This is a genomic window from Flavobacterium sp. KMS, from assembly GCF_000813005.1.
Lineage (GTDB): Bacteria > Bacteroidota > Bacteroidia > Flavobacteriales > Flavobacteriaceae > Flavobacterium.
In genome coordinates, this window is record NZ_JSYP01000009.1 from 1 (window position 1) to 18,947 (window position 18,947).

An 18,947-nucleotide genomic window follows, 5' to 3' on the forward strand; every position below is an offset into this window, starting at 1 on the left:
AACTGAAGTTGGTAAAGTTGTTGCAAATGAAGATAAACTTCCTAATACGATTGCGGCTGATAAGATTAACTTTTTCATAATAATAGATTTTAAATTATTTGTATTGTTTTTACACTTCAGATAAAGAAATTATTATGCCGCAAAATTCAACGAACCACAAAACAAGTCAATTAATTAATTATCAGACATTTAAATAAAATACATTATATTCTACCCAGTTACAAAGTGTGTAAACTGGATAAAAAGTGTGTAAAAAGTATACACAGATTCATTAGAAAAGAACAGAAACAAAAAAAGCCTCACATTGCTGTGAGGCTTTTAGAATAATATAGTAATGTTTTATTCTGGATCTTTCATTTTAAATGTATCCATAAAAGCAGTTGTATAATCTCCTGCGATATAACGTGGATCATCCATTAATTGTCTATGGAAAGGAATTGTAGTTTTTACTCCTTCGATTACAAATTCATCCAAAGCTCTTCTCATCTTGCTAATTGCTTCTTCACGAGATTGTGCAGTAGTAATTAATTTAGCAATCATAGAATCATAGTTTGGCGGAATGCTATATCCTGAGTACACGTGAGTATCTAAACGTACACCGTGACCTCCTGGCATATGAAGCGTAGTAATTTTTCCTGGTGAAGGGCGAAAATCATTATAAGGATCTTCAGCATTAATACGACATTCTATAGCGTGTAATTGTGGCAAGTAATTTTTTCCAGAGATTGGAATTCCAGCTGCCACCATAATTTGCTCACGGATCAAGTCATAATCAATAACTTGTTCTGTAATCGGGTGCTCAACCTGAATACGCGTATTCATCTCCATGAAGTAGAAATTTCTGTGTTTATCTACCAAGAATTCTACTGTTCCAGCTCCTTCATACTTAATAAATTCAGCAGCTTTTACAGCAGCTTCACCCATTTTTTCACGCAATTCATCTGTCATGAATGGCGAAGGAGTTTCTTCAGTTAATTTTTGGTGACGACGTTGTACAGAACAATCTCTTTCAGAAAGGTGACATGCTTTACCGTAAGCATCACCAACAATCTGAATTTCGATATGACGTGGTTCCTCGATTAATTTTTCAAGATACATTCCGTCATTACCAAAAGCAGCTAATGATTCTTGACGAGCACTATCCCAAGCTTTTTGAAGTTCTTCAGCTTTCCAAACAGCTCTCATACCTTTTCCACCACCACCGGCAGTAGCTTTAAGCATTACTGGATAACCAAATTCTTCAGCTAATTTTTGTGTTTGTTCGAATGATTCTAATAAACCATCTGAACCTGGTACACAAGGAACTCCTGCTTCTTTCATTGTAGCTTTAGCAGAAGCTTTATCCCCCATTCTGTCAATCATTTCAGGAGCAGCACCAATAAATTTGATACCATGTTCCTGACATATTTTAGAAAACTTTGAATTCTCAGAAAGAAATCCGTATCCCGGATGTATTGCATCTGCATTAGTAATTTCGGCAGCAGCAATAATATTTGACATTTTCAAATACGATAAGTTACTCGGAGGTGGACCTATACAAACCGCTTCATCTGCAAATTTAACATGCAAACTTTCAGCATCGGCTGTAGAATAAACGGCAACAGTTTTAATCCCCATTTCCTTACATGTACGAATTACACGAAGTGCAATTTCCCCTCTATTCGCAATTAATATTTTTTTAAACATCTTTTTAAAATTAGATAATTAGATAATTAGATAGTTTGATCATTAGATTATAGAAAATTTCTAAAACCCAAAATCTAAAATCTAAATTTTTATGATGGATCTACTAAAAACAATGGTTGATCAAACTCAACTGGAGACATATCGTCTACTAAAATCTTAACAATTTTACCAGAAACTTCAGATTCAATTTCATTGAATAATTTCATTGCTTCAATAACGCAAAGAACATCTCCTTTTGCAATTGTTGAACCTACCTCTGCAAAAGCTGGTTTGTCTGGTGAAGGTTTTCTATAAAAAGTTCCAATAATTGGAGATTTTATAGTGATAAATTTAGAATTTTCAGCTGCTGCTGGAGCTTCTGTATTTGTTACTACTGGAATAGCCTGTGGTACTACAGCTTGTGGTAACGTTGCTTGAGTAGGCAATTGTTGAACATACGTGGTTTCTGTTACATTACCCTCTAAAGTTGTTCTAATGGTGATTTTAACATCGTCCATCTCCAACTTTACTTCAGCAACTCCCGAATTTGCTACAAATTTGATTAGGTTTTGAATTTCTTTTAAATCCATAATATTCGTTTTTAGTTTAAATTTATTTTTTATCGTAAGCCCATTTTAGGTAAATAGATCCCCAAGTGAATCCACCTCCAAAAGCGGCAAAAATAATGTTATCTCCTTTTTTGAATAAATGCTCAAAATCGCTAAGTACCAATGGTAATGTAGCCGAAGTTGTATTTCCGTATCTTTCGATGTTCATTAATACTTTTGAGTCTTCTAAATTCATTCTGTGCGCAGTAGCATCTATAATACGCTTATTTGCCTGATGTGGAACTAACCAATTTACGTCCTGATTTGTTAAGTTATTTCTCTTAAGAATCAATTCGCTTGAATCAGCCATATTGGTAACAGCATATTTAAATACTGTTTTCCCATCTTGAATAATATTATGTCTATTATTTTGAACTGTTTCTAAAGTAGTTGGGATTAAAGATCCTCCTGCTGGTATTTTTAAGAAATCACGGCCTACTCCATCACTACGCAAGTATTCGTCTTGCAAGCCTAAACCTTCGTAATTTGGTTCAAATAATACTGCTCCTGCTCCATCTCCAAAAATAATACAAGTTGATCTGTCTGTATAATCTACTATCGAAGACATTTTATCTGCTCCTATTAGTAATACTTTTTTATATCTTCCTGATTGAATGTATGCTGCAGCCGTAGACATTCCGTAAAGGAAACTAGAACAAGCTGCTTGTAAATCGTATGCGAATGCATTTGTTGCGCCTATTTCTGTAGCAACATAAACTCCTGTAGAAGCTACTGGCATATCTGCTGTAGCGGTTGCCATTATTATCATATCAATCTCCAGAGGATCAATATTAGCTTTGGCTATTAAATCTTGTGCTGCTTTTATGGCAAGGAATGAGGTTCCTTTATCAGTATCTTTAAGAATTCTTCTTTCTTTTATTCCGGTGCGGGTAGTAATCCATTCATCGTTGGTATCTACCATAGTTTCTAAGACTTTGTTTGAAAGTACAAAGTCTGGAACATAAGCTCCAACAGCGGTTATTGCGGCTGTGATTGTATTCATTATATTCAATTATTTCCTTCCAAATACTGGTATTTGAAAAATTTTTAAAAGACTTGAAAATTACAAAAAAAATTCTAAACGTAATGTCTTAATTTTCTTAAATAAAGAAAATTATTACTAACAAAAAAAACTCTCACATAGTGAGAGTTCTAATATCATTTACAAAAATGTATTAAGCAACAGCTACAGATTTATCTATAACAACTTGCCCTCTGTAGTACATTTTCCCTTCATGCCAGTAAGCTCTGTGGTATAAATGTGCTTCTCCAGTAATAGGACATGTAGCGATTTGAGCTACAGTAGCTTTATAATGTGTTCTTCTCTTATCTCTTCTTGTTTTCGAGATTTTTCTCTTAGGATGTGCCATTTTACTATATTATTTATCCGTTAATAGTTTCTTTAATTTGTCCCAACGAGGGTCAATATCTTCTTCTTTTGTACTCTCTACTTTTTGTTCTTTTATAGTTAACTCATTCAGCTTATCCAAAGCTTCAGTTTTTAAACTTCCGTCTTTAATTCCTGGATGAATTCTTTTTAGAGGAACCGAAAGTGCAATCATTTCATAGATATATTGTGCTATATCTATTTCGAATTCACCATAAGGCAGAATAAGCAATTCTTCATTGTCATTATTAAAAGCTTCTCCAAAACGCACTATCAACTTCATATTACCCTTTAATGGTAAATCAAAATCTTCGCTTGTTAAGTCACATGGTACATTTACCGTACCCTTGTGTTTGAAACCCAACTCTAACATGTTGCTTTTCTTCTCTAAAACTACATTTACCTTGATATCAGAATTTTGAAATTCTTCATAATCAAAGTTCTCAAAGAACACATTATTTATTTGATACTCAAAATGGTGTTTCCCTAACTTTAATCCTACGAAAGGAATTAAATATTCTTTTGTCTTGCTCATTTCAACATCATTTTTCCTAATTCATATTCTGAACCACAGAAGTCTGAATCGGGGTGCAAAGATATAAAATTATTGTAAAACTAATAATCTTATTCACCTTTTTTTGTTTATAACTGTTTTTCTTTTATTTTAAGAGGTTTTTTGCTAATCTCCTCATATTGATTACGAGAGCGAAATATGTCTATTGCCAAATAAACAGCCTCTTTAAATGAATTGTAATCTGCAACGTCTTTCCCTGCAATATCATAAGCTGTACCGTGATCCGGCGAGGTTCTCACCTTGTTTAAACCAGCTGTATAATTAACTCCTTTACCAAATGCTAATGTTTTAAAAGGAATCAATCCCTGATCATGATATGTAGCTACAATTGCATCATATTTTTCATATTGACCACTTCCAAAAAAACCATCTGCAGGAAAAGGTCCAAAAACCAATGTCCCTTTATCAAATATTTTCTTTAATGTCGGCTTTAAAATCGCATCATCTTCTTTACCAATTACACCACCATCTCCACAATGCGGATTAACTCCTAAAACTGCAATTTTCGGTTTATTGATACTAAAATCCTGAATCAATGATTGTTTAATCGTTTGAATTTTACGCTCTATTAATTCTTCTGTAAGATGCGATGCAACTTCACTTAACGGAATATGATCTGTTAACAAACCAACTCTTAGATTATCCTGAACCATCATCATCAAGGCATTACCCTCTAACTCCTGATCTAAATAATCTGTATGCCCAGGAAATTTAAACGTTTCCGATTGAATATTATACTTATTGATAGGTGCAGTTACCAAAACATCTACAATTCCTTCTTTTAAAGCTTTAGTAGCCGCAACAAAAGACTTTATCGCGTACTCCCCTACTTTATCATCATTAGCCCCCAGATTAATATCAATCCCTTCTCTCCAAAGATTAAAAACATTAATTTTTCCCGGCAAAATCTGATCTAATTTATCAATTCCATGCAACATTACCGATGAAGTAAAATTCTTTTTGATAAAAGAGAGAATTTTCACATTTGCAAAAATAACTGGTGTACACAGCTCAAGCATCCGAGAATCTTCGAATGTTTTAAGAACAACTTCGCTTCCAATACCGTTTAAATCTCCTATTGAAATTCCAACGATTATATTTTCTGCATTTTTTATCATGACCTCAGGTTATTTATTACTAATTTTGATGTGCAAATTTAGTAAAATAAAATAAGAAATGTTTACAGGAATCATAGAAACCCTTGGCAAAGTAACCGAAATAAGAAAAGACAGAGACAATCTTCATATAACTGTAGATTCTACAATCACAAACGAACTTAAAATAGACCAAAGCGTATCCCATAATGGTATTTGCTTAACTGTTGTAAATACACAGGACTCACTCTACACCGTTACAGCCATCGCCGAAACAATACAAAAGACAAATATTGGAGATTGGAAAACTGGTGATATTATCAATCTAGAAAGAGGCATGAAACTAAATGACCGTCTTGATGGGCACATTGTACAAGGCCACGTAGATCAAACAGGAAACTGTATTGCAATAGAAGAAGCCAACGGTAGCTGGAACTACACTTTCGAATATGACGAAAATCTGAACAATATTACAATCGAAAAAGGGTCAATTACCGTAAACGGAGTTAGCTTAACGGTTGTAAACTCTAAGAAAAACCAATTTAGCGTATCGATAATCCCTTATACTTTTGAAAATACTAATTTCAAAGATTTTAAAGTTGGAACTAAAATAAATCTAGAGTTTGATGTAATCGGGAAATACGTATCGAGATTATACAAAAACAACTAAAAAAAACAAAAGCATTAATAAACAAAAAACTCCAGCTATGCTGGAGTTTTTTGTTTATTCTTATATATAATATATATCCCGAACGATAATGCTCCTACAAGCAATAGCGAAAGGTTTTCATCAATTGGAGCAACAGGTGGTTTTATTGGCCCTTTTTGTGGAGGCCCCGGCGTAGGGGAACCTGCCAAAACTGTAGCGACATTAAACATGAAGAAAAAAACCATTAAAAACTTACTTGAAATAATTTTCATATAAAAATATTAGCTACCTGAGTTCAACACAATAAATAAAGGAAATCCGTTTTTTTTATTAAATCTTGCAATGAAAAAACTCAAAACAAAATTGCTGGACAAATGTATAAATTTAATAGAAAGCTGCAATACCTTAATAAAAAAAGCTTAAACAAATTCTAAAAAACACAACAATTATCATCAACAAAAACACACAACCACCTGATTATAAGCTATTTTATTTCTTATCACATCCACACAATTCAGCATTTAATAAACTAAAAATCCTACACAAAAAACATTACCAAGACATAAGCTAAAACCCAAAAACCGCTCCTCATTATCAAATTCTTATTTACTTCAGAAGTACAAAAACAATTAATTTACTAAAAATCAATACTTTAATTACAAATTGAACGATTTTTCCTTGTTTTTATAATGAGTTTCACCCAAACACAACTCCTTTAAAAATACCTACTATGAAAAATCCCGTTATCAACAACAAGATTGACTTTACCAAAACCCAAAGCACTTGTCCTTATGCTACGAAATCACACGTCCCTCTTGATTTTTACGACGAATCATTTATTGCAAATCCTGAATTGACGTTTCAGAAACTAAGAAACATTGCTCCAATTCAGCAAATTACATTGGGGGAAGAATTCCCCATATGGCTAATTTCCAAATACGATGACGTAACCAACATGCTACGCGACCCCAGATTTGTCAAATCTCTAAACAACTTGCAAACACTTAACAACGAATCCTCAAAAGAAAAAGCCAAACGAACAACAGCCACATATATACTAAGAAGATGGCACATGCTTTCCAGCGATCCACCTCAACATACACGACTGAGAGGTTTTGCACAAAAAGCTTTTACCCCAAAAATAGTTGCCGAGATGCGTCCTCGAATTCAACAAATAACCGATGAGCTAATAGATAAAATCTACGACAACAAAAAAATAGATTTCCTTGATGATTTTGCTTACCCACTTCCTTTTACAGTAATTATCGAATTATTAGGTATCCCGATTGAAGACCAAGAAAAACTTAGACGCTGGTCAGATGTTTTGATTGAGTCTCATATAACTGAGAAAAACAAACAATCTCTCAATGAAAGTTCTGAAGCTTTTATCGACTACATGAAAAACATACTAGATTTACGCAGAAAAAAACCTGGTAACGACCTTATCAGTGCTTTTTTAAAACTGGAAGAAGCCGAAGACCATATGACAAAAGACGAACTTTACGCCTCTATCCCACTACTTATCATCGCTGGCCATGAAACCACACTTAACCTTATTAGCAACGGAATGCATGCTTTATTATCTCACCCTGACCAGTTGGAGCTTTTAAAAAACAATCCAAAACTAATTCATTCTGCTATCGAAGAGATGCTACGATACAATAGCCCCCTTTTTGCTTCAACAATGCGATTGGCCGCAGAAGACATCACTATCAAAGGGATTACAATTAAAAAAGGAGAAGGAGCATTGGCATTATTCTCATCTGCAAACCAAGACGAAGCTGTGTTCAACGATTCACTTCGCTTTGATATAACCCGAGAGAACAACAAGAATCTTGCTTTTGGTCATGGAATACATTTCTGTATGGGAGCGGCCTTAGCTCGCCTAGAATGCGAAATAGCCATAAATACTATTTTAAACCGATTACCAAATTTAAGATTCGATAAAGAAGCCAAAGTTCTTAAATGGCGCCCCAGTAACATAATACGAGGATTACATAAATTCCCTGTTGTTTTTTGAACCCTAAAAATTTTTATCCATAAAAAAAGCCTTTACATTGCTGTAAAGGCTTGATTTTAGTAGTGGTCCCACCTGGGCTCGAACCAGGGACCACCTGATTATGAGTCAGGTGCTCTAACCAGCTGAGCTATAGGACCGGTTTTGAGGTTGCAATATTACCACTATTTTTCATTTGTAGCAAATATTTTGCAATGATTTTTACATTAATTTCGTTAATAATTTCAGTAAAATCAAAACTATCTGATTCTTAAGCTTCTAATTTCCGTATTAAATACTCTAAAATTATTTAATTTCCTGACAAAGCTCAATCAAAACCTCATTTGTGCTTTTGGGATGTAAAAAAACAACTAGTTTATTATCTGCACCTTTTTTGGGATTTTCATTTAAAACAACAAAACCTTCCTTTTTCAACCGCTCTACTTCCGCAACAATATCTGTTACATCAAAAGCGATATGATGAATTCCTTCCCCTTTTTTTTTTAAAAACTTAGCAATCGGACTTTCTGGGTTTGTCGCTGCCAGAAGTTCAATTTTATTTGGTCCGTTTTGGAAAAATGAAGTCATCACTCCTTCACTTTCCACCGCTTCTGATTTATAAGCAGGAGCTCCAAAAAGCTTTTCAAACAAAAGATTCGAAACTTCTAAATCTTTAACCGCAATCCCTATATGTTCTATTTTATTCATCATCTCAATTTATTGATTAACGTATGTATTAAAATAACCACATTCGGCAATAACATCCTGATAATATTTTGTATCCGAATAATCTTTTTTCAGCACTTTAAAATTATTCCACGCCAAGAAATTTATCTTATCATCATCTGCAGTCCACCAATTTTTAACCGCAATATACTTTTTATTGTAATATTCATTTCGCTCACATTTTGCCAGCATATAAGTACACTTTGCCTTTTGCTCTTTGGTTGTAGCAGCTTCCAGAGCTTTTTGATAATACATTTTAGACACTGAGCAATCTGTGATCATTTTTTTCATAGAATCTCTAAATGAATACGGACTTGAACCATAGCCTACAATTCCGATCTCATAAAAACTTCTTCCGTTTCCAAAATGGGTGATATTATAAAATGCATTCCCTAGTAATAAACTGTTTGTATATACATCTTCGTTTTTAGCCAGTTTATCTTGCATGGCTTTTATAGTCGTTAAAAATTCTATTTGAGAATATTTCTTTTTTTGGAATGCAGAATGGTCACAATCATGACAATCTTTTATATTTCCGTTAAACGGATTTCCATAAAAAACTGCATTTTGTAATGTATCCGTTTGTTGCATGAAAGTAATTGCTTCAGGGATTTTATTTTGATATGTTGCCTGTATTGCTTGAAAATTATTGATGTTATTTAAATTCAAATTATAAATACTGTAACCTATTTTCTCAATTTCGGTTTTATCCGGCTTAGCCAAAAATGCTTTCATTCCTAACAAATTCTTTTCGACATCATAAAAAGAATTCCCTGTTCCCCAATAACCATAAGCCGACGTATTAGCAAACAACTCTGCCATTACATAATTTTTTTGCTCTGTATAAAGAGTCATTAAATACATTTTACTCCAGCTTGAAGCGTTTTCATAACGAAAATCACCTACTTGTTGCTTCGGAAGCTCTTTGTACAACCAATTTAGATCTTTAAGAATTGTTTTTTCATTTTTAGAATTTAACTTATCAATCTTGCTCATATTATTTACAAAACGAAGTAATCTAAGCTGATTATTTGCCAACTCTGTTTTAGGCATTGTCTTTTCGGCTTTGGCAAAATTCTCATCAGCCTTAGCAAAATTCCCTTTTAATGTTTGCAAATACGCTAAAGCAATATCCCACAAATAAGGCTTTTCCGTATTTCCTGCTGAAGCAATTTTAGACACTAAATCGAATGCTTTTAAATCAATTTTCGCTTGATTTCCTTTCTTGTTTTCAGCAACAGTTTGTTTTATTGCAGGCGCACCATAATCAGTAGAGCCCTCAGAATTGACTCTAGCCAACTCAAATGAATTATTAATCCCTTGCTCTTGCTGATTAACTAACCTTGTAAGCAAATAATTTAAATGTTCATTTTTTGGATCTAATTGATAAATTTTATCAATCGCTTGCGCTTCATCTTTATAATACCCATGAATTGCCCAAAGCGCTGCTTTTTCTTTATTATTTTTGGCCATAGTCAAAGATTTATTCCAGTCTGCTTCATTTTCTGGGTGAAAACTATAAGCTGTAACAATTCTCATTTCTGGACATTTATCAAAAACTTGCGCATATAAATAATTAGAAATCGAATATTTACCTTGCTGATGATTTATTCCTGCCACATAAGCAAGCGCACGATAATACAATACATTTTTAGGAACAGCTGCTTCTGTTTTATTAAAAAACGTAATTGCTTTTTGCTTATTACTACTATAAAAATAAGCTTTCATGGTAAGAAACCAATACCTGTTTTTTAAGAACGGATCTGATATAGTATTATACACGTTTTCGATAGATTGAATCATTTTTAAATCATCAAAGGTGTTAGCAACCCTAGGTTCATAACTCCAATAATCTTCTCCAACTGAAACTGTTTCTATCTTTTGTGCCAAATATAAAAACTCGATAAAAGCCTTCGTTTTATCATCTTTCAAATTTATTTTTTTACCCCATTTTAAAGAAGCCTGATTTCCTTTTTTGTTTTTAAAAAAAACATGAAGCTGTTCAATTTCTTCCTTATATTTTGAAGCATTTTCTTTATCATACGAATATCTTGAAGTATTATCCCCAATTAAAAAATAACTTACCGTAGCAGTATCAACCTTAGTTTTTAAATAGGCATTCCAATCTGATTTGATGTCATCATTAAATCTAGAATTATGTTGAGTATCAAAACCAATCCCGTAAAAAACTTCTCCAGAGTAAAACAATGGTCTGTATGATTTTTCGACAAAAGTTTCGGGAGTAAAATTCGAACTATACCCCATTCCCCAATCATCTCCGCCTCCGCAAGCATAAATTATACCATAGGCAAACAATAAAACACCACTAAAAACAAGAAAGAACTTGTTTAAAAACATTTTTTTCATAATTTTTTAAATTGAATTCATCTAAGTCGTAAAAAATAATCTCTTTAGGATATTGAGCCGTATTCTCCTCCAGATCGGAAGCCATTTCTAGCAAATCATCCTTAGAAATCGCTTCTATTTTTAAAACATCACCTTCTTTGTAAAAAGTACCTTTTTTATAATTGGAGTTCTTTACAGTAAAGTATTTTTTTCGACTTAATACAAAATTAGTATCATTTTGCAATTCTTCTATATCTATTTTACTTTTTAATCCTATTACTTTATTGTCTCGAATATGAACCGCCCAAGAATAAATTGGCAAGGCAAAATCAAGCGGTAAAGGATATTTCTTTAAACTTTTTATGTATCGCTGCGCAACTCTTCTGTCGTAAATAGAGTTAAGAGAATCGGGCGCAATTGTTCCCATATTATAATACATTAAAACCCCAGTATCAACATTTGGAATTTTAGTCTTTTCAAAATATTTTACCTGATGCAACCGTATTGTAGCTGAGAGCTTTTTATGAGATATCTTCTTGAAAGTTTCTATAAATTTTAAATAATTTAATTTACTTGCCAATGTCCAATCGCAATCGATTTGGATTTCCTGACACGAAATTCCATTTTTTTTATTGATTAACTCGACAAAATCAAATGTTTTTTTAGCTAAACTATCTACATCAATTCCTTTTTTCAACATCACTTTATTCTTGATGTATACCACTGGAACAACTGCTAAGTTTTCTATCTTACTTTCAAAATGTATTGGACTAAGCGGGAATGCTTCTTGAGTTTTTGGATGCAAATCGACATCAAAATACCGGATATAAATCTTACTGATATTATTTTGCTGCAAAGCTTCTTTCTCTTCTGTAGATAATTTAAAGATAGTTTTCCAATAATAAAAAGCTGCAACTGGTTTTTCTTGTTTATTACATGAAATCAATAATAAAAACAAAACACTAAAAACAATGCGAAATTTCAAAATATTCTAAATTAAGTTTACTGTCAAATGTAAGGATACATTTTATTTTATTAATAAATACAAACGAGTTTATCTATAAATAATTTGAGGTAAATCTAACTTACCTTTATTTTAATCCAAAGCAACAACTCCCAATAATTCGATAAAAAATTTCGATTAAAGCAAATATAATTGTTATTTTGTGCAATAAAAATCTAAACCGATTATGTTGAAAAGCAACTTAAAATATATTTTCTTTTTATTAACCTTATTAATGGTAAGTTGCGCCAAACGCGGAAGCATAACCGGAGGATTAAAAGACACCCTTGCACCTGTTTTATTATCTAGTGTTCCTAAAAATTTTAGCACAGAATTTAAAGGCAATACTATAAAATTGACATTTGATGAGTATGTAAAAATTAAAAACGCGAATAAACAATTGATTATTTCGCCACCAATGAAGCATGAACCTCTCATAAATCCTACAACGGCGAGCAAATACATCACTATAAAAATAAACGACACTTTACAACCTAATACTACCTATAGTTTTAATTTTGGGCAAAGTATTACTGATAATAATGAGGGAAATCCGTATAACCAATTTAAGTACATTTTTTCTACAGGAAGCTATATAGATTCCTTGGCCCTTGGCGGAAAAATAAAAGATGCACATGATAAACAATCAGACTCATTTGTATCTGTAATGCTTTATGAAATAAACGACACTTATAAAGATTCGGTTGTTTACAAGGAAAATCCACGATATATTACCAACACATTAGATAGTTTAAAGACGTTTAGATTAGAGAATCTAAAGGCTGGAAAATATCTTCTGGTTGCTCTAAAAGACAAAGGAAATAACAATAAATTCAACCCTAAGGATGACAAAATAGGATTTATAAAACATCCTATTACAATACCTAATGATACTATTTATGAATTAGAATTATTTAAAGAAGTACTACCTTTAAAAACACATAAACCTGCTCAGGTTTCAGGAAACAGACTAGTTGTAGGTTACGATGGAAAACAAAATTTTAAGAACTCCAGACCTAAGATTATCTTAAAGAACAACGGAGAAATTCTCCCAACAATTGTTACTCAATTTCCTAAAAAAGATTCACTTCAGGTATGGTATAAACCTCTAAAAGTCGATTCTCTATCGATGGAAATCACCAAAGACAACTACAAAAAGAATTACTCTTTTAAGATAAAAGATCAAAAGAAAGATACTTTACATATTAATGCGCTGCAAAGTGGAATTATCCATTTTAGAGACCGATTTACATTAGAAAGCGGAACCCCTTTGGTTCGCTTTGATGAATCAAAAATAAAACTAATAAACAAAGATTCTGTCGCAGTTCCTTTTAAAACTGAATATGATGATTTTGATCAACGCCTATTCTTTGACTTCAAAAAAGAACCTTCTGAAAAATACTCATTTACTTTTTTACCTGGAGCATTGATTGATTTTTACGAAAAAACAAATGATACTTTAAAATATACTTTAACAACAAAAACTCCTGCTGATTATGGGAATCTTACCCTTAATTTACAGAATGTAAAACGCTTCCCTATAATTGTTGAATTAACCAATAAAAAAGGTGACATTATCTTAGCCAATGATTACTCTGAAGATAAAACTACGTTTGAGTTCAATCTTTTGGAACCTGATGTATTTACAGTTCGCGTGATTTATGATGATAATAAAAACAAACAATACGATCCAGGTAATTATTTAGAAAAAAGATATGCCGAAGAAGTCAATTATTATCAAAAAGAGATCAATGATGTTCGAGCCAATTGGGATGCCACACATACTTTCGATTTAAGCATACCATACAATCCCGAACTTGAGAAAAAAGAAGAAGAAAAGAAGAAGAAAAAATAATTTTAAATTTGAATAAAACATAGAAACTCCTTTTTGTTCTTCAATTGCTAATTATTTATCCCATCTAATTTTAAAGAACATTTTTTTAGCCTTAACTATAATAAAACTTTTAATAATAAAAAAGCCTCCAAGATTCATAATTCTGGAGGCTTTTTATTAAAGTTTTTCTGGTTTCTCACCAATAGGACCAATAAAAATAGGATCTTCATAAGGGGCTTGCATTCCTACCTGAATAATAGTATAGTCACCATCACACAAGCTAGAAGCATACGCCTTAGCCTGACTCATAGTTGAACCACTTGACGATGCACCACCTCCACCTTTGCATCTAATTTCTATATAACCTCCCGCACCAATCATTTTCATTTCACCTTTACTTAAAAAATGTACTGAGTCTAAATTAATTTTCTTCATAATATTAAATAATAAATTAAAATTTCACCTACTCTATTTTAGCTTTTCGGCTGACGCGTTATCTACATTAAATTATTAACCAACATCTAAAGTAAATGAAATTAACTTAAAATTAGTATTTTATTTACATATTTTTTACATATAACATTAATAATCTTATAATTATAATCCAAAAAAAAGAATATAAGAAGAATCACCTTCAGCCATCATTGAATATATTTCGAATTATACGTCTTTATATCCCAATTTTATTATTCATGATGTCCGTGAGAATAAAAGAAAAATTTATTTATTTTTTAGAAAAAAGATATGCCGAAGAGGTTATTTATTTCTCAAAAGAAATCGACGTTAGAGCCAATTGGGATGTTGATCAAGTTTTTGATCTAAGCATTCCTTATAATCCAGAATCTGATAAAAAAACAGACAAAAAGAAAACCGATAAAAAGAAATAAACTACAATCCCTGGATTATAAATTGATCTTTATCATTCAGGAAATCAAGTTTTTTTCTTGTTTCATACATTTTTTCTTTATCTAATTCCGTAATAAAAACACCTTCTATTTCTTGGGGAGTAATTAAATATTCTCCAAGAAAATCTATTACTTGTGAGTGCCCAATGTGCTCGTATCCATGATAATCTAAACCAATTCTGTTTACCCCTACCGAATAACACATGTTTTCGATAGCACGCGCTTTTAATAATGTATCCCATGCATTAGTGCGTATTTTAGGCCAATTGGCTACATATAATAGCAAATCATAGGATTCTGTATTTCTAGAAAAAACAGGAAATCTAAGATCATAACAAATTAGCGGACATATTTTCCATCCTAAATAATCTACAATTAGTTTCTGATCTCCTTTGGTATACACTTTATCTTCTCCAGCGAGAGTAAATAAATGTCGCTTATCATAATATTTTGTTTCTCCTGAGGGAAAAACAAATAATAATCTATTATAAAACTCCCCATTCTCCTCGATTACCAAACTTCCGGTAATTGCCCTTTTTGTAGCTCTAGCTAATAAACTCATCCACTCAACGGTTTCTCCTTGCATTGTTTCGGCAACGCTAGAAGGATTCATAGTAAATCCTGTAGAAAACATTTCGGGAAGCACAATCAAATCAACAGCTTCGCTAATTTCATGAATCTTTTGTTCGAAATAATTTCGGTTTTTTTCTGGGCTTTCCCAGTATAGATCTGTTTGAATTAATGCAATTTTCATATTGTAAAAATACTCTTTTTTAAAATAAATCAGCTCATTCGACTTTAACTCCAAATAGATTATTTCTTAAAATTCATCCAACTCAACAAACATCACACTTTTGGGAATAAAAAAACATTAAACAAAAAAATATTGCAATATTTTTGCAAAATATTGCAAAAATATTTCAAATCGTGAGAATAAATTATATATATTTGACCACATACAAATAACCAACCAAACCATAAAACAATGAAAACCAGAAAATTATGAAAACCAAATTATTATCTTTAGTATTTATTGGAGGAATGAGCCTAACAATAAACGCACATGAAAATGCAATAAAAAAGCATTTCTTAGAACAAAGCACGAGTCAAATTGAGATAACTGGTAAAGTAGTAGGTCAAGATGACGGAATGCCAATAGCCGGAGCGACCGTATACGCAAAAAGCAATAACCGAATAGCAACGATTACTGATGAAAACGGAAACTTTAAACTAAATGTTCCTGAAAGTGAAAGTTTTGTTGTCGTTAACTATATGGGATACGGAACAAGCGAATCCAAAATAAATGGCACAAATCAATTACTTATAAGTTTAAAACCATCTGAAAATGTTTTAGAACAAGTTTTTGTTACTGCATTAGGCGTTAAAAAAGTAAGCAAATCTCTAACCTATGCAGTAACCGAGCTAAAGGGATCTGAGTTTAACAAAGCAAAAGAAGCCAATATCTCAAATGCTTTGGTGGGTAAAATTGCCGGAGTAAACGTTAGTAGTACAGCAACAGGACCAAACGGTTCGACCAGAGTTGTAATACGTGGAAATGGCTCCTTAAACGGAAATAACCAACCTATGTATGTTGTAAATGATTTACCGATAGACAACACACAACTTAATCTACCCGGAACAGGAAATGCGCCTGGCTCACCAAAATTAAATGTTGACAGAGGAGATGGAACTGCTTTAATAAATCCTGACGACATCAAGTCTATAACAGTTCTTAAAGGAGGAACTGCTGCGGCTTTATATGGTGCTAATGCTGCCAATGGAGTAATCTTGATTCAAACCAAAAGAGGTTCTGCTCAAAAAGGCATCGGGATTGACTATAACACATCATTTACTCTAGAAACTCCCGCAGTTATACCAGATTGGCAATATGAATACGGAGCTGGAGATGCGGGCAAAAAGCCTTTAACCCAAAATGAAGCCATAGCTACCGGACGCTGGTCTTGGGGAGCAAAAATGGACGGAACTGATGTAGTGCAATTTGATGGAGTAAAAAGACCTTATAGCCCACAAAAAGATAATATTAAAAATTTCTACAGACCTGGAACTACATATATAAACTCAATTGCGTTATCTGGTGGTACCGACAAAGCAAGTGGCCGTCTTTCGTTCTCTAACATGAATAGCGAAGGTATTGTACCAAATGCCGACTTTAATCGCAAAACAATCAATTTAGCCAGTAATGTAAATCTAACTGATTGGTTAAAATTTGATGTGGTAACACAATACAACCTAGAAAAATCAAACAACAGACCAACTGTATCCGATGCTGAAGCAAACCCAAACTGGGGAACTTACTTAATTGCAAATACTGTAGACATTAGAAACTTAGCTCCTGGATATGATGAAAACGGAAGAGAAGTAGCATGGAACCCTGTTCCCGTTGCAACAAATCCTCAATTTGTAGTGAATAGAATTAAAAATAATGATACTAAAAACCGTTTTGTGGGGATGGCAAACGTAAAATTAAACTTTACGCCAGATTTATTTTTACAAGGTCGTATCGGTCAAGATTACACAAACTATGAATTCTTTGGATACATCCCTAAAACTTCTTTAAATACCCCTGATGGTTACGTTCAGGGTTCAAAAATGATATTATCTAATATAAATTCTGAAGCAATACTTAATTACACCAAGAAAAACATATACAGAGGAATTTCTTTAAGCTCATTAATAGGAGTTAATTCTAGAACGACACTAAGAGACGAAGTAAGAGTGGATGGAACAGGATTTGTTCTAGACGATTTTTACTCACTAACAAACTTAAAAACTGTAAGCTATACATACCCTTACGGAAAAACAAAAACCAACTCAGTTTACGGTGCGATAGATTTAGATTATAAAAATGTATTCTTTTTAAACTTTACAGGACGCCAGGATTGGTTCTCTACACTATCTAAAGATAATAACACCGTATTCTACCCTTCTATTGGATCTAGCGTAATAGTTTCAGACATATTAACAATGCCAAGCTGGGTTTCTTTTGCAAAATTAAGAGGTTCATGGGCACAAGTAGGTGGAGCAACTCCTGACCCATACGCATTAAATCCATCTTACTCTATGATTCAAGGAGGACATAATGGGCAACAACTCCAAGGTCCAACTAGCTCAAGAGTACCTAGCCCTACTCTAAGCCCTTTAACCTCAACAACATTTGAAATAGGTACAGATTTAGGTTTTTTTAATAATCGTATGAACATTGATTTTGCTTGGTACAATCGTAAAACAACCAACGACATTGTAGAAACTACTATTTCTAATGCATCTGGAGCAACTACTTCTTTATTAAATCTCGGAAAAATGAGAAACGAAGGTGTAGAACTTTTAATTAATGGAAAAATTATGAGTTCAGAAAATTTCTCATGGGATGTTACCTTCAATGGATCTTATAACAAAAACACAGTAGAAGCCTTAACCGAAGAATTAACCTCTATAACAATGGCATCTTCTGTAAATAATTATGCAATTATTGCAAGTGATGTTGGCAGACCATATAGTATCATAAAAGGATATAAACCTCTTAAAGATGCAAATGGAAACACTGTTTATAATGTAAGCGGAGGCTCGGCTACCACAGAAAGAGGACCACTTGAAGAATTAGGTCAAGGTGTACATCCTTGGGGAGCAGGTCTTAGTAATGAATTTAGATACAAAGCAATAACCTTTAGCTTCTTGATAGATGCGAAATTTGGAGGTAGCCTATATTCTGGTACCGATTTATATGGAACTCGTATGGGACTTACAAAACTTACTCTGGAAGGACGTGAAAATGGATTACCAATAAAAGGTGTCGATAAAAACGGAGGAACTGTAGATATGGTTATTGCTCCTGAAAACTTAAGAACGTATTATGACGGATTAAAAAACATAACATCTGAATTTGTTTATGATGCTAGTTTTGTAAAATTGAGACAAGTAATTATCGGATACCAATTGCCTATTAATAAGATTAAAGGTCTGTCTGTAATTCAATCAGCATCAATTTCATTTGTTGCCCGAAATTTATTCATTCTTTATAAGAAAACTCCAAACGTAGATCCTGAATCAGTTTTTAGCGCTGGTAATGCTCAAGGTATAGAACAATTTGGTGTACCTAGAACCAGAAGTTTTGGTTTAAGCTTAAGTGTTAAAATATAAAA

The 18,947-nt window shown here is 32.7% G+C and carries 17 protein-coding genes and 1 tRNA gene; 5 read left to right on the forward strand and 13 right to left on the reverse strand.

What is annotated here, in order from left to right; all coding sequences use genetic code 11:
• Nucleotides 1–339: 339 nt before the first annotated feature.
• From accC to pdxA, 6 genes are all read right to left on the reverse strand, one after another.
• Nucleotides 340–1,686, reverse strand: coding sequence for an acetyl-CoA carboxylase biotin carboxylase subunit (gene accC / locus OA93_RS10235; protein WP_039113095.1), 1,347 nt, complete (start codon nt 1,684–1,686; stop codon nt 340–342).
• Nucleotides 1,687–1,775: 89 nt separating this feature from the next.
• The gene (gene accB, locus OA93_RS10240; protein WP_035617503.1) at nt 1,776–2,255 is read right to left on the reverse strand and encodes an acetyl-CoA carboxylase biotin carboxyl carrier protein; all 480 of its coding nucleotides are present in this window, start codon (nt 2,253–2,255) and stop codon (nt 1,776–1,778) included.
• Between the two features lie 22 nt (nt 2,256–2,277).
• Entirely contained in the window at nt 2,278–3,276 is a 999-nt protein-coding gene (locus OA93_RS10245) for a beta-ketoacyl-ACP synthase III (RefSeq protein ID WP_039113096.1), read from the reverse strand.
• A 172-nt stretch (nt 3,277–3,448) separates the two neighbouring features.
• A complete protein-coding gene (rpmF, locus tag OA93_RS10250) occupies nt 3,449–3,643 on the reverse strand; it encodes a 50S ribosomal protein L32 (RefSeq protein WP_007137315.1) in 195 nt (64 codons plus the stop codon).
• A gap of 9 nt (nt 3,644–3,652) precedes the next feature.
• On the reverse strand, nt 3,653–4,195 hold the full coding sequence (locus OA93_RS10255; RefSeq protein ID WP_039113097.1) for a DUF177 domain-containing protein: 543 nt from the start codon (nt 4,193–4,195) through the stop codon (nt 3,653–3,655).
• A gap of 107 nt (nt 4,196–4,302) precedes the next feature.
• Nucleotides 4,303–5,352, reverse strand: coding sequence for a 4-hydroxythreonine-4-phosphate dehydrogenase PdxA (gene pdxA, locus OA93_RS10260; protein WP_039113098.1), 1,050 nt, complete (start codon nt 5,350–5,352; stop codon nt 4,303–4,305).
• A 58-nt stretch (nt 5,353–5,410) separates the two neighbouring features.
• Here pdxA and OA93_RS10265 point away from each other — a divergent pair, with 58 nt between their 5' ends.
• Entirely contained in the window at nt 5,411–5,998 is a 588-nt protein-coding gene (locus tag OA93_RS10265; RefSeq protein ID WP_039113099.1) for a riboflavin synthase, read from the forward strand.
• A gap of 35 nt (nt 5,999–6,033) precedes the next feature.
• Here OA93_RS10265 and OA93_RS10270 read toward each other — a convergent pair whose 3' ends face one another.
• Nucleotides 6,034–6,249: a hypothetical protein gene (locus OA93_RS10270; protein WP_039113100.1), complete on the reverse strand. Its 216-nt coding sequence runs from the start codon at nt 6,247–6,249 to the stop codon at nt 6,034–6,036.
• 458 nt (nt 6,250–6,707) lie between these two features.
• Between OA93_RS10270 and OA93_RS10275 the strand changes: the two genes are divergently transcribed.
• Nucleotides 6,708–7,997: a cytochrome P450 gene (locus OA93_RS10275; protein ID WP_052259423.1), complete on the forward strand. Its 1,290-nt coding sequence runs from the start codon at nt 6,708–6,710 to the stop codon at nt 7,995–7,997.
• Nucleotides 7,998–8,060: 63 nt separating this feature from the next.
• On the opposite strand, the gene OA93_RS10280 is transcribed toward OA93_RS10275, so the two are convergent.
• The 4 genes from OA93_RS10280 to OA93_RS10295 all read right to left on the reverse strand — a co-directional run bounded on the left by OA93_RS10280 (nt 8,061) and on the right by OA93_RS10295 (nt 12,030).
• A tRNA-Ile gene (locus OA93_RS10280) sits at nt 8,061–8,134 on the reverse strand.
• A 145-nt stretch (nt 8,135–8,279) separates the two neighbouring features.
• Nucleotides 8,280–8,681, reverse strand: a complete 402-nt coding sequence (mce, locus tag OA93_RS10285; RefSeq protein ID WP_039113101.1) for a methylmalonyl-CoA epimerase — start codon at nt 8,679–8,681, stop codon at nt 8,280–8,282.
• Nucleotides 8,682–8,690: 9 nt separating this feature from the next.
• Entirely contained in the window at nt 8,691–11,066 is a 2,376-nt protein-coding gene (locus tag OA93_RS10290) for a hypothetical protein (RefSeq protein WP_039113102.1), read from the reverse strand.
• On the reverse strand, nt 11,026–12,030 hold the full coding sequence (locus OA93_RS10295; protein ID WP_039113103.1) for a hypothetical protein: 1,005 nt from the start codon (nt 12,028–12,030) through the stop codon (nt 11,026–11,028). The genes OA93_RS10290 and OA93_RS10295 overlap by 41 nt, the downstream gene beginning before the upstream one ends.
• Before the next feature lie 205 nt (nt 12,031–12,235).
• Here OA93_RS10295 and OA93_RS10300 point away from each other — a divergent pair, with 205 nt between their 5' ends.
• Nucleotides 12,236–13,903 carry an Ig-like domain-containing protein gene (locus tag OA93_RS10300; protein ID WP_039113104.1) on the forward strand — a complete coding sequence of 556 codons (1,668 nt, stop codon included), beginning with the start codon at nt 12,236–12,238 and terminating at the stop codon, nt 13,901–13,903.
• A gap of 156 nt (nt 13,904–14,059) precedes the next feature.
• Here OA93_RS10300 and OA93_RS10305 read toward each other — a convergent pair whose 3' ends face one another.
• Entirely contained in the window at nt 14,060–14,317 is a 258-nt protein-coding gene (locus OA93_RS10305; RefSeq protein WP_039113105.1) for a hypothetical protein, read from the reverse strand.
• Nucleotides 14,318–14,574: 257 nt separating this feature from the next.
• Here OA93_RS10305 and OA93_RS10310 point away from each other — a divergent pair, with 257 nt between their 5' ends.
• On the forward strand, nt 14,575–14,769 hold the full coding sequence (locus OA93_RS10310) for a hypothetical protein (protein ID WP_131474473.1): 195 nt from the start codon (nt 14,575–14,577) through the stop codon (nt 14,767–14,769).
• A 1-nt stretch (nt 14,770) separates the two neighbouring features.
• On the opposite strand, the gene OA93_RS10315 is transcribed toward OA93_RS10310, so the two are convergent.
• Nucleotides 14,771–15,541 (reverse strand): nitrilase family protein, encoded by a 771-nt coding sequence (locus OA93_RS10315; protein WP_039113107.1) that lies wholly within the window; start codon nt 15,539–15,541, stop codon nt 14,771–14,773.
• 248 nt (nt 15,542–15,789) lie between these two features.
• Between OA93_RS10315 and OA93_RS10320 the strand changes: the two genes are divergently transcribed.
• Nucleotides 15,790–18,945, forward strand: a complete 3,156-nt coding sequence (locus OA93_RS10320; RefSeq protein WP_039113108.1) for a SusC/RagA family TonB-linked outer membrane protein — start codon at nt 15,790–15,792, stop codon at nt 18,943–18,945.
• Nucleotides 18,946–18,947 lie beyond the last annotated feature (2 nt).

Coding starts and splice junctions, on each gene's coding strand:
- accC (WP_039113095.1), bottom strand. CDS start 1,686: ATGTTTAAAAAAATATTAATTGCGAATAGAGGGGAAATTGCACTTCGT.
- accB (WP_035617503.1), bottom strand. CDS start 2,255: ATGGATTTAAAAGAAATTCAAAACCTAATCAAATTTGTAGCAAATTCG.
- OA93_RS10245 (WP_039113096.1), bottom strand. CDS start 3,276: ATGAATACAATCACAGCCGCAATAACCGCTGTTGGAGCTTATGTTCCA.
- rpmF (WP_007137315.1), bottom strand. CDS start 3,643: ATGGCACATCCTAAGAGAAAAATCTCGAAAACAAGAAGAGATAAGAGA.
- OA93_RS10255 (WP_039113097.1), bottom strand. CDS start 4,195: ATGAGCAAGACAAAAGAATATTTAATTCCTTTCGTAGGATTAAAGTTA.
- pdxA (WP_039113098.1), bottom strand. CDS start 5,352: ATGATAAAAAATGCAGAAAATATAATCGTTGGAATTTCAATAGGAGAT.
- OA93_RS10265 (WP_039113099.1), top strand. CDS start 5,411: ATGTTTACAGGAATCATAGAAACCCTTGGCAAAGTAACCGAAATAAGA.
- OA93_RS10270 (WP_039113100.1), bottom strand. CDS start 6,249: ATGAAAATTATTTCAAGTAAGTTTTTAATGGTTTTTTTCTTCATGTTT.
- OA93_RS10275 (WP_052259423.1), top strand. CDS start 6,708: ATGAAAAATCCCGTTATCAACAACAAGATTGACTTTACCAAAACCCAA.
- mce (WP_039113101.1), bottom strand. CDS start 8,681: ATGAATAAAATAGAACATATAGGGATTGCGGTTAAAGATTTAGAAGTT.
- OA93_RS10290 (WP_039113102.1), bottom strand. CDS start 11,066: ATGAAAAAAATGTTTTTAAACAAGTTCTTTCTTGTTTTTAGTGGTGTT.
- OA93_RS10300 (WP_039113104.1), top strand. CDS start 12,236: ATGTTGAAAAGCAACTTAAAATATATTTTCTTTTTATTAACCTTATTA.
- OA93_RS10305 (WP_039113105.1), bottom strand. CDS start 14,317: ATGAAGAAAATTAATTTAGACTCAGTACATTTTTTAAGTAAAGGTGAA.
- OA93_RS10310 (WP_131474473.1), top strand. CDS start 14,575: ATGATGTCCGTGAGAATAAAAGAAAAATTTATTTATTTTTTAGAAAAA.
- OA93_RS10315 (WP_039113107.1), bottom strand. CDS start 15,541: ATGAAAATTGCATTAATTCAAACAGATCTATACTGGGAAAGCCCAGAA.
- OA93_RS10320 (WP_039113108.1), top strand. CDS start 15,790: ATGAAAACCAAATTATTATCTTTAGTATTTATTGGAGGAATGAGCCTA.